This is a genomic window from Aeromonas sp. R3-1 (assembly GCF_040908345.1).
Taxonomy (GTDB): domain Bacteria; phylum Pseudomonadota; class Gammaproteobacteria; order Enterobacterales; family Aeromonadaceae; genus Aeromonas; species Aeromonas veronii.
The window spans coordinates 38,503-47,749 of sequence record NZ_JBFODN010000169.1; the positions used below are offsets into that span (position 1 = coordinate 38,503).

A 9,247-nucleotide genomic window follows, 5' to 3' on the forward strand; every position below is an offset into this window, starting at 1 on the left:
GCAAGAGACTGAAAGTAAATGAGTTGTTAACTCTTACGAACTGGCTGCCGCGGTACAGAGCCACATAAAATCAACAGGGAAATGAGGGTTTAGTCATGTTCAAGCTCGGTGATATTACCGTGAGCCGCAAATTGATTTTGCTGCTCGCACTGGCATTTGTCGGTTTTGTCTCGCTGCTGCTTATCTCGGCCAACGCGCTCCAGCGCAATCTGATGAGCGAGCGAGAGGCGCGGCTCAATGCGGTACTGGAGCAGGCCATGAGCCAGATCCAGTTTCTGGCCAGCACCCTGCCAGCAGAGCAGGCCCAGCAGGAAGCGCGCAAGCTGCTGACCAACACCCGCTTTGATGGCAACAACTACCTGTTCGTCATTGACGAGAACCGCACCATGGTGGTTCACCCCATCCGTCCCGAACTGGTCGGCCAGAAGATGGGTGAAGGGGGCGCCGCCACCGCCGGGCAGTTCTGGTATCAGATGGTGGATATCGCCAAAGGGGGCAAACAGGGCACTCTGCAATATGTGTGGGTCGGCCCGTCGGGTGAAACAGCCGACAAGCTCTCCATGGTCTCCGGCTATCAGCCCTGGGGCTGGATCCTCGGTTCCGGCATGCTGCTGCAAGATATTCAGCAGACCATCTGGGCCCAGTACATGAAGATGGGTACCGCCACCGCCATCGTGATCCTGCTGATGGGGCTGCTGGGCTGGCGTATTACCCACTCCATCGTCTCCCCCCTCAGCCAGATCAACCACGCCATGCAGCGGGTCGCCAAGGGGGATCTGGTGGTGAGCATCCCGGTACAGGGCAAGGATGAGCTGGGAGTGGTCGCCCGCTGCACCAACCAGAGTCTCGATGCCATCCGTCACGCCCTGCTGGAGGCCAGCCAGGGGGCCCGCAACGTGGCGGATGCAGCCCTGCGCATCGCCGCCTCTGCCGAGCAGACCAATCAGGCGGTCACCAGCCAGCGGGATCAGCTGGCCCAGCTCGCTACCGCCATGAACGAGATGAGCGCCACCATCTCCGATGTGGCCGGGCATGCCGAAAATACCGCGCGGGATACCCAGGAAGCGACCGGTGAAGCGGGCCTCGGCAACCGTGACGTTCATGCAAGCGTGCACGGTATCAAGGCGCTGGCCACCGAGGTGGAGCAGGCCACCCAGCAGGTCAACCAGCTCAAAGAGGGAGTGATGCAGATCAGCGAAGTGACCGCCGTCATCAGCGCCATTTCGGAGCAGACCAACCTGCTGGCCCTCAACGCCGCCATCGAAGCAGCCCGTGCCGGTGAGCAGGGCCGCGGTTTTGCCGTGGTGGCCGACGAGGTGCGCCAACTGGCCAGCCGGACTCGCCAATCCACCGAGGAGATCCAGAGCACCATTGCCCAGCTGCAGCAACGGGCCGTCACCGCCGCCAACGCCATGGATACCAGCCGCAAACTGGCAGAGAGCAGCGTCAACCAGTCCCAGCAGGCGGGGCAGGATCTCACCCTGATCGTCAACCACATCCAGCATGTGAGCGATATGGCGACCCAGATCGCTACCGCCGCCGAGCAGCAGAGCATGGTGGCCGAGGATATGAACCGCAATGTCAGCGGCATCAACGACTCGGCGCTGGAGATGTCCCAGTCCGCCTCGCAACTGGCGCAGGAGAGCGAGCTGCTGGCCGGTCTCTCCCGCAGCCTGGATGAGCGACTTGCGGTGTTCAAACTGGGCAAGGAGTCCGCCGCGGCGCCGATGATGGCGCCCCAATCTCCCCCCTCCGGCGAGCAGCACGCCCGTCATTGATGGCGTCAACCTGTGTCGCCTTGTCACCCGACCTGCCAGCCAAGCTGGCAGGTTTTTTTACGCCGCCAACACGCAATCAGCATGCATCTTATCGGCATATTCAACGGCATTCGACGCCATTCACAGATAAGAGAACAATTTAAAAACAGTCAGTTAGAATGAGCAATGTGCCGTTGAACGGTGCATTTAAACATTTAACTTCAAATAATTAATCGATGCAGTGCACAATGCTGATGGCTGAACATTTGGCCCATCACTAATCATCTAGTCATTTGGCAAACTGACCGAAAGGTCGGGACGCAAAGCCTCCGGTCTACAGACGTTTTGTCCAGGATAGCGGGGTTGCCACACGCAAGTGTGTATCGGGGAATCCCCAGGCCAACTGACTGCCCACATCTGTCGAACAGAGGAATGTATGGCAGCAAAAATCCAACTCAATCACATCGCGGCGATGCTGGCCCTGCTGGCCAGCGGCAGCGCCCTGGCTCATGGCTACATCAGCCAGCCAGAGAGCCGCAACTATCTGTGCAAAACCGGCGGCAACAGCCAGTGTGGCGGCGTGTAGTGGGAACCCCAGAGCGTGGAGGGCCCTTCCGGCTTCCCGCAGAGCGGCCCGCAGGATGGTCAAATCGCCTCAGCGGGCAGCACGCGCTGGAGCGAGCTGAACATCCAGACCAGCGACCGCTGGACCAAACGTGAAGTACAGCCCGGCCCCTTCGCCATCAGCTGGACATTCACCGCCAACCACGTCACCCGCAACTGGCGCTACTACCTCACCAAGCAGGACTGGAACCCCAACCAGCCGCTCACCCGCGCCTCGTTTGACCTTAATCCCTTCTGCGTCATCGACGGCAACATGGTGCAGCCGCCCAAGCAGGTGACCCATAACTGTATCCTGCCGGAGCGCACCGGTTATCAAGTGATCCTCGGCGTGTGGGAAGTGGGCGACACCAGCAACAGCTTCTACAACATCATCGATGCCAAGTTCAAAGATAGCAGCCAGCCGCCGCTGGAGTGGAGCCAGGCAGGCACCATCTACCCCTCCATCGACCTCACGGCAGGCGACAAGGCGATGACCCGGGTATTCGATGCCAATGGCGAGCGCCCCGATCTGCAAACCGTGCTGACCATCACCACTGCCGAACAGAGCCTGATCCGCGCCGGTCAGCAAGGAGCCGATGGCCAGTTCAATCCGGTCTATGGCATGAACCCCATTTATCTGAAGCGAAACAGCGAGTTGAAGCGAGTCGAGATTGACCTGCAACAGCAGCAACCGCCGGTGGTGGACAGTATCAGCGTCAGCGGTCTGGCCAGCGACTATGTGCTGGACAACGGCAAGGCAACCCTCGATTTCACCGTCACCGCACAGGGCGATCTGACCGTCTCCAACACCCTCTATGACCACGGCGGCGTGGCCAAGGGTGAAAGCAGTGCCGACATCAAGGACAGCAGCCACACCTTCACCATGGCGCTGGAAGGGCTCAAGGCAGGTCACCACCAGCTGGTGATCAAGGCCACCCCGAAAGCGGGCGGCGAGACCATCCAGCAGACCATGGATCTGATGTTCAAGGATCAGAGCAGCGGCGAATATGACTTCGTCTTCCCGAACAACATCAAGTCCTACACCGCCGGAACCAAGGTGCAGCAGCCGAAAAATGGCAAGGTCTATCAGTGCAAGCCCTTCCCCTATAGCGGCTACTGCGTGCAGTGGGCCACCACCGCCACCCAGTTCGAGCCGGGTATCGGATCCCACTGGCAAGAAGCCTGGATTGAGCTGAAGTGATCCTCAGCGGGTCATGACGCCATCAATAAAACGGGGAGCCATTGGCTCCCTTTCTTGTCTTCTCTTGCCATTCAAACTGGACGTCGATGACGGGCTAGCAGCCCATGACTCCTCCCCGATAGCCTGTACGACTCTTGCGCAGTGCTCGCGATCCATCTCTATTACTCATATCGGCCACTCGCATCGGGAGCCGGACGCAGACTCTGTGAGCCATGCCCCTCTGCCCCCTTGCTCGCTGTGCCATCATGGGATCAGGCTGCAACGATGCGAAAGGAAGCCGCCATGTGGATCAATGCAGAACCGGTCAACGGAGCCCTGGTCTCGCTGGCCATCGGCCTGATTATCGGACTGGAGCGGGGCTGGCAGGTGCGCCAGCTGGGGGATAACCAGCGCATCGCCGGAATGCGTACCTACGGCCTCATCGGCCTGCTCGGCGGGGTGTGCGGTTTGCTGCTGCCGACCCTGGGCCCCTGGCTGCCGCTGCTCGGTCTGCTGGCGGTGGTGACCGGTTGCGGCCTCTCGGTCTGGCTGGCCCAGCGCTGGCAAGGGGAGTTCGGTCTCACCAGCTCGGTAGCCATGCTGCTCACCTATCTGCTGGGGCTGATGTCGGTACTGCTGAGCCCGAGCGAGGCGGTGGCCTGCGCAGTGCTGGCGGCCCTGCTGATGGGGCTCAAGGGCAAGATCCAGCAGGGGATGCTGTTTCTCAGCGAGACCGAGTTTCACGCCACCCTGCGCTTTCTGCTCATCTCGCTGGTGCTGCTGCCGGTGCTGCCCAACGAGGAGATGGGGCCCCTCGATGCCTTTAACCCCTTCAAGATCTGGCTGATGGTGGTGGTGATCGCCGGCATCTCGTTTTGTGGCCACTTCGCGGTACGCCTGCTCGGCACCCGCGCCGGGCTGGTGCTCACCAGCATACTGGCGGGATTGGCCTCCTCCACCGCCCTTACCCTTCAGTTCGCCCGTCTCAACAAGGAGCAGGGCGGGCTGGAGCGACTGCTGGCTACCGGCATCCTGCTGGCAGGGGCCACCATGTGGCTGCGGCTGCTGGTACTGGTGCTGCTGATTCACAGCGAACTGGCGATGCGCCTCATCGCCCCCCTGTTGCTGCTGGCCACTACAGTCTACGGCTTTGCCTTCTGGTTCTGGCGTCAGCGCGAGGAGCTGACTGACGGCCCGGTACAGCCGGAAACCAGCAACCCGCTCGATCTGGCCACTGCCATCAAGTTCGGCCTGCTGCTGGCGTTGATCGGCTTTATGGCAACGCTGCTGCAAGACAAGGTGGGCAACTCCGGGGTCTATCTGCTGGCGCTGGTGTCGGGGATCACCGACGTGGATGCCATCACCTTGTCGCTCTCCCAGCTCTCCCACAAGGAGCTGGCGCTGGAGGTGGCGGCCCGCGGCATCCTGCTAGCCGGGCTGGTCAACTCGCTGGTGAAGGGGTTGCTGGCCCTCGGCATCGGCGGTCGCAGTCTAGGGCTGCGGGTGCTGCTCCCCTACTTCGTCTCGGCCCTGTTGATCCTGCCCCTCGTCTGGCCAGCAGGATGACGGGGATCACCTGCCAGAAGTGACAGACTGACGCCTCTCGCGCTTGTCACGTATACTGCCCCCTCTTGCAGCATGAGGAGGTAGCAATGGCGAGCGACTGGGACAAGGTACTGGCAGGCGGGGCGCTGGATGGCCAGAGCGAGGAGATAGCGAACGACCGGATCCGCGGTCAGGCGCTGCTGGCCCAGCTTAATGGTTCACCTGCAGGCGATGGCCCTCTGCGCCAGCAGATTTGCCGCGAGCTGTTCGGCCACTGCCCCGACTCCTGCTGGATCAGCACGCCGTTTACCTGCGAGTTTGGCCGCAACATCTACATCGGCGAGAAGACCTTCTTCAACTTCAACGTCACCATTCTCGATCTGGGTGAAGTGCATATCGGCAGCCATGTGCTGCTGGCCCCCAACGTGCAGATCTACACCGCCACCCACACCATGAACTATCTGGAACGACGCAACTGGACCGCCTACAACAAGCCGGTACGGATCGGCGATGACTGCTGGATCGGCGGTGGCGCCATCATCTGCCCCGGCGTCACCATAGGGCCGCGCTCCATCATTGGCGCGGGCGCCGTGGTCACCCGCGACATCCCGGCCGATTCGGTGGCGGTGGGCAATCCGGCCAGGGTGATCCGCACCCTCAAGCAGGATGAGGAGCGCTGCTGGGAGCTGGCCCAATGATGGCGCTGGCACTGCTGCCACTGGGCGCCGCCCTCTGGCTCGGCCTCGGCGAGCAGCAGTGGTGGCCGCTGGCCGTGTTGCTCACCATGAGCCTGCTCACGGTGGCCGCCTACGCCTGGGACAAGCGGCAGGCGGTACGGGGTGAGTGGCGCATTCCCGAATCCCGTTTGCATCTGCTGGAGCTGTGCGGTGGTTGGCCGGGGGCGCTGGTTGCCCGCCAGTGGCTGCGCCACAAGACCCAGAAGCGCAGCTACCGGCTGGTCTTCTGGTTTATCGTGCTGCTACACCTCACCCTGTGGGCGCTCTGGGTCGGTCGGCCACTCTGGCAGCAATAGCTGTCTGCGTCACAAAGGGACAATGGGCCCCATTGCGGCCGCCCGACGGCTGTGCGAAAACAGAGCAGACCTCATCAGCGTTTTCGCCGTCTATAGACGACAAGGAGTCGTGACATGACCATGTGGACAGGCATAGTCCTGATCGTATTTATCAGCGTATTGTTCGGATATCTCGGCAAACGGGCTCGCTACCAGATGGGGGATGCCCGCATCACCGATCGCCTCGGCAAGCAGGATATGATCATAAGAGAGCTACAGGAGCGGATCGCCAATCTGGAGGCGATCGTCATCGAGGAAGAGAAACGGCGCCCGTTTCGGGAGCTGTGATTTTTCGCCATCAGGCGTCAGATAACCAAAATTCAAATCAAAGAAAGAGGGCTGCATGATGCAGCACTCTCTCGTTTCAGCAAATTCAGATTGCCAGCGGCAGCAACTCCGCATAATCGCGGATCGCCGGAAAAGCGGTGATGCTCTGCTCCGGCTTGCAGCTATCCGGATTCTGGATCGCCAGCTGGTAGCCGATGCCATAGTCGGCGGCAGCCCGCAGGATCCGCTCGCTGTCATCCACAAACAGGGTGCGGGCCGGATCGAACGCCAGCCGCTCGGCCAGCGCCTGCCAGCAGTGCTGGCTCTCCTTCGACCAGCCCAGCTCGTGGGTACTCACCATCAGATCCAGATGGTCGGCAAGACCGAGTTGCGCATCCTTCACCGACAGACTGGCAGGGTGGGCGTTGGTGAAAAGCACCAGCTGCTTGCCCGCGGCACGCAACTCGGCCAGAAAGGGGATGGCATGGGGTCGCCACTGGATCTTCGCCAGTAGCTCCTGCTTGAGGGCACGAATGTCGAGCCCCAGGGTCTCGCTCCAGTAATCCACGCAGTACCAGTTGAGGGTGCCGTTGACGGCGTGATAGTGGACGTCGATCTGCGCTTTGGCTTCATCCAGCGGCAGCCCGAGCCGCTCGGCGTAACGCTCCGGCACCAGCTGCTGCCAGAGGTGGTTGTCAAAATGCAGATCGATCAGGGTGCCATCCATATCGAGCAAGACGGTATCTATCTGGTGCCAGGGCAAGGTGGTGGAGCAGGAGTGTGGCATAGGGCCTCTTGATCGCGGATCTCGGAAAACGGGGCGGCAGTATAACGGATTTTTCCTCCCCCTTTGCCCTCCCTGGCCCGTGGTGTTCGGTGTGAGAGTCGTTTACTCTTGAAGCACGATTTTTTAACGAGCAGCCAGCGTCCGATGAGCGCCCCCCACAAGAGCAAACCCGAGCACATCTCAGCCGACCAACTGGATCACCCCAAGAGCAAGCCGGAGATCCTCAAGGCCGAGATCGTGGCCGAGAGTCGGCTGTTCAGAGTGGAGTCCCTCCACCTCAAATTCTCCAACGGCGAAGAGCGGGTCTACGAGCGGATGCGCGGTGGCAACCGGGGCGCCGTCATGGTTGTACCACTGTTCGATGCCCACACCCTGCTGCTGGTGCGCGAATATGCCGCGGGCACCCACTCCTACGAGCTGGGCTTTCCCAAGGGGCTGATCGACCCCGGTGAAGATGCCTTCGAGGCGGGCAACCGGGAGCTGATGGAGGAAGCGGGCTTTGGCGCCAACAGCCTGACCCTGCTCAAGCAGGTGTCGCTGGCCCCCGGTTACTTCTCCAGTCGGATGGACATTTTACTGGCACGGGATCTCTTCCCCGAGCAGCGGATCGGCGATGAACCCGAACCGCTCGAGGTGATCCCCTGGCCACTGAACCGGATCGACGAATTGCTGGCGCGGCCCGACTTCACCGAGTCGCGCAGCATCAGTGCCCTGCTCCTGGCCCAAAAGTGGCTGGCGGAGCAGGCAGAGTAGCCCGCAGACGGGCAGTTAACAGACAGAGGATAACGAGATGCAGGAGTTGTTGGCCTGGGTGCCGGGGGTCAAGGAGATTGCCCGCGAAGCCGGAAGGATCCTTCACGACATCTATCATGGCGGTCAGTTCGAGCGTCAGCTGAAGGAGGATGCGACCCCGGTCACCAGTGCCGATCTTGCTGCCGATGCCTACCTCAAACAGGCGCTGTCGGCGCTCACCCCCCATGTGCCGGTGCTGACCGAAGAGGCGGCCGACATCCCCTTCAGCCAGCGATCCAACTGGCGGCAGTACTGGCTGGTGGATCCTCTCGATGGCACTGGCGAATTTATCGCGGGCAGCGGCGACTTCGCCACCCTGATCGCCCTGGTGCGGGACAATGTGCCGGTGCTCGGGGTCATCTACGCCCCCGAGTCCAACGTGCTCTACTGGGCGGTGCGCGGCTACGGCGCCTTCAAGGAGGTGAATGGCGAGGTACTGCCCATCAGCGCCATGCATCATGAGCATGACCAGCCCGACTCGCTGGTGGTCGCCATCAGCCGCCGCCAGAAGCTGGAAAACCTCACCCGCCGTCTCAACCCGGCCATCAACTACGAGCTGATCCCGCTTGGTTCCAGCTCCCTCAAATCCTGTCTGGTGGCGGAAGGTGCGGCCGATTGCTACGTGCGGCTCGGCCCCACCGGCGAGTGGGACACCGCCGCCGCCCAGTGCATCGTCGAGGCAGCCGGTGGCCGCATCCTCAGCCTGGCGTTGCAGCCACTCAGTTACAACGAAACCGAATCGCTGGAGAACCCTGACTTTATCGTGATGGGAGATCCGGATCTCGCCTGGGGCAACATTCTGGCCCACTAAACGGATAGCGATATCATCACACCAGACAAGCAGGCGGCCCGATGGCCACCTGCTTTTTCAGGGAAGTTGCCCCGGGTGATGGCCGGTGTGATCCGCTGGTCAAGGCGCTCTTGAACAGCGTGATACGCTGGCAAAGCGGCAAAATGATAGTGAAACATCACAATCGGTCGGCGAGAAATGGTACGATTTTTCACGTAATTCTGAAAACACCTGATTAGCCAAAATAAAAAAATGACAGTAGATCAAATTTTGGTTTTATATTTCACAAAAACCACCAATATCAGTTTTGTTTCATTCTGCGATCCAGATTCCATTCCCAATCTCGCTGGCTAAACCCCGCAATGGCAGTGATATGTTTCAGTCTCGCTTTTTGAGAATTAAATCCCGATAAACCACAATGAACTCAGATTAAAACACTAACAAAAAGTGAATT

8 protein-coding genes, 1 pseudogene and 1 riboswitch are annotated in these 9,247 nt (G+C 60.7%); of the genes and pseudogenes, 8 read left to right on the top strand and 1 reads right to left on the bottom strand.

Annotation, left to right across the window (positions count from 1 at the left end; all coding sequences use genetic code 11):
- Positions 1 to 95: 95 nt before the first annotated feature.
- The 6 genes and pseudogenes from AB5Y85_RS10525 (at position 96) to AB5Y85_RS10550 (ending at position 6,445) form a co-directional block, all read left to right on the top strand.
- On the top strand, positions 96 to 1,778 hold the full coding sequence (locus AB5Y85_RS10525) for a methyl-accepting chemotaxis protein (protein WP_005348806.1): 1,683 nt from the start codon (positions 96 to 98) through the stop codon (positions 1,776 to 1,778).
- 264 nt (positions 1,779 to 2,042) lie between these two features.
- Positions 2,043 to 2,128, top strand: a riboswitch (cyclic di-GMP riboswitch).
- Positions 2,129 to 2,193: 65 nt separating this feature from the next.
- Positions 2,194 to 3,561 (top strand): annotated as a pseudogene (gene gbpA / locus AB5Y85_RS10530) (N-acetylglucosamine-binding protein GbpA).
- 282 nt (positions 3,562 to 3,843) lie between these two features.
- Complete coding sequence (locus AB5Y85_RS10535) at positions 3,844 to 5,106, top strand: DUF4010 domain-containing protein (protein ID WP_236316884.1); 1,263 nt, start codon at positions 3,844 to 3,846, stop codon at positions 5,104 to 5,106.
- A gap of 86 nt (positions 5,107 to 5,192) precedes the next feature.
- Entirely contained in the window at positions 5,193 to 5,783 is a 591-nt protein-coding gene (locus tag AB5Y85_RS10540; protein ID WP_368221382.1) for a sugar O-acetyltransferase, read from the top strand.
- On the top strand, positions 5,780 to 6,118 hold the full coding sequence (locus AB5Y85_RS10545) for a DUF1294 domain-containing protein (RefSeq protein ID WP_076494508.1): 339 nt from the start codon (positions 5,780 to 5,782) through the stop codon (positions 6,116 to 6,118). Before AB5Y85_RS10540 ends, AB5Y85_RS10545 begins: the two co-directional genes overlap by 4 nt.
- 114 nt (positions 6,119 to 6,232) lie before the next feature.
- On the top strand, positions 6,233 to 6,445 hold the full coding sequence (locus AB5Y85_RS10550) for a hypothetical protein (protein ID WP_005340264.1): 213 nt from the start codon (positions 6,233 to 6,235) through the stop codon (positions 6,443 to 6,445).
- A gap of 85 nt (positions 6,446 to 6,530) precedes the next feature.
- Here AB5Y85_RS10550 and yrfG read toward each other — a convergent pair whose 3' ends face one another.
- On the bottom strand, positions 6,531 to 7,211 hold the full coding sequence (gene yrfG, locus AB5Y85_RS10555) for a GMP/IMP nucleotidase (RefSeq protein ID WP_368221385.1): 681 nt from the start codon (positions 7,209 to 7,211) through the stop codon (positions 6,531 to 6,533).
- Positions 7,212 to 7,355: 144 nt separating this feature from the next.
- Between yrfG and nudE the strand changes: the two genes are divergently transcribed.
- Both nudE and cysQ read left to right on the top strand, forming a co-directional pair.
- Complete coding sequence (nudE, locus tag AB5Y85_RS10560; protein ID WP_368221386.1) at positions 7,356 to 7,964, top strand: ADP compounds hydrolase NudE; 609 nt, start codon at positions 7,356 to 7,358, stop codon at positions 7,962 to 7,964.
- Between the two features lie 37 nt (positions 7,965 to 8,001).
- Positions 8,002 to 8,814 (top strand): 3'(2'),5'-bisphosphate nucleotidase CysQ, encoded by an 813-nt coding sequence (cysQ, locus tag AB5Y85_RS10565; protein WP_005357849.1) that lies wholly within the window; start codon positions 8,002 to 8,004, stop codon positions 8,812 to 8,814.
- The last annotated feature ends 433 nt before the right edge of the window (positions 8,815 to 9,247 follow it).

What these genes read in the sequence shown, in the direction of transcription:
- AB5Y85_RS10525 (WP_005348806.1), top strand. Translation starts at nt 96, where the DNA reads ATGTTCAAGCTCGGTGATATTACCGTGAGCCGCAAATTGATTTTGCTG.
- AB5Y85_RS10535 (WP_236316884.1), top strand. Translation starts at nt 3,844, where the DNA reads ATGTGGATCAATGCAGAACCGGTCAACGGAGCCCTGGTCTCGCTGGCC.
- AB5Y85_RS10540 (WP_368221382.1), top strand. Translation starts at nt 5,193, where the DNA reads ATGGCGAGCGACTGGGACAAGGTACTGGCAGGCGGGGCGCTGGATGGC.
- AB5Y85_RS10545 (WP_076494508.1), top strand. Translation starts at nt 5,780, where the DNA reads ATGATGGCGCTGGCACTGCTGCCACTGGGCGCCGCCCTCTGGCTCGGC.
- AB5Y85_RS10550 (WP_005340264.1), top strand. Translation starts at nt 6,233, where the DNA reads ATGACCATGTGGACAGGCATAGTCCTGATCGTATTTATCAGCGTATTG.
- yrfG (WP_368221385.1), bottom strand. Translation starts at nt 7,211, where the DNA reads ATGCCACACTCCTGCTCCACCACCTTGCCCTGGCACCAGATAGATACC.
- nudE (WP_368221386.1), top strand. Translation starts at nt 7,356, where the DNA reads ATGAGCGCCCCCCACAAGAGCAAACCCGAGCACATCTCAGCCGACCAA.
- cysQ (WP_005357849.1), top strand. Translation starts at nt 8,002, where the DNA reads ATGCAGGAGTTGTTGGCCTGGGTGCCGGGGGTCAAGGAGATTGCCCGC.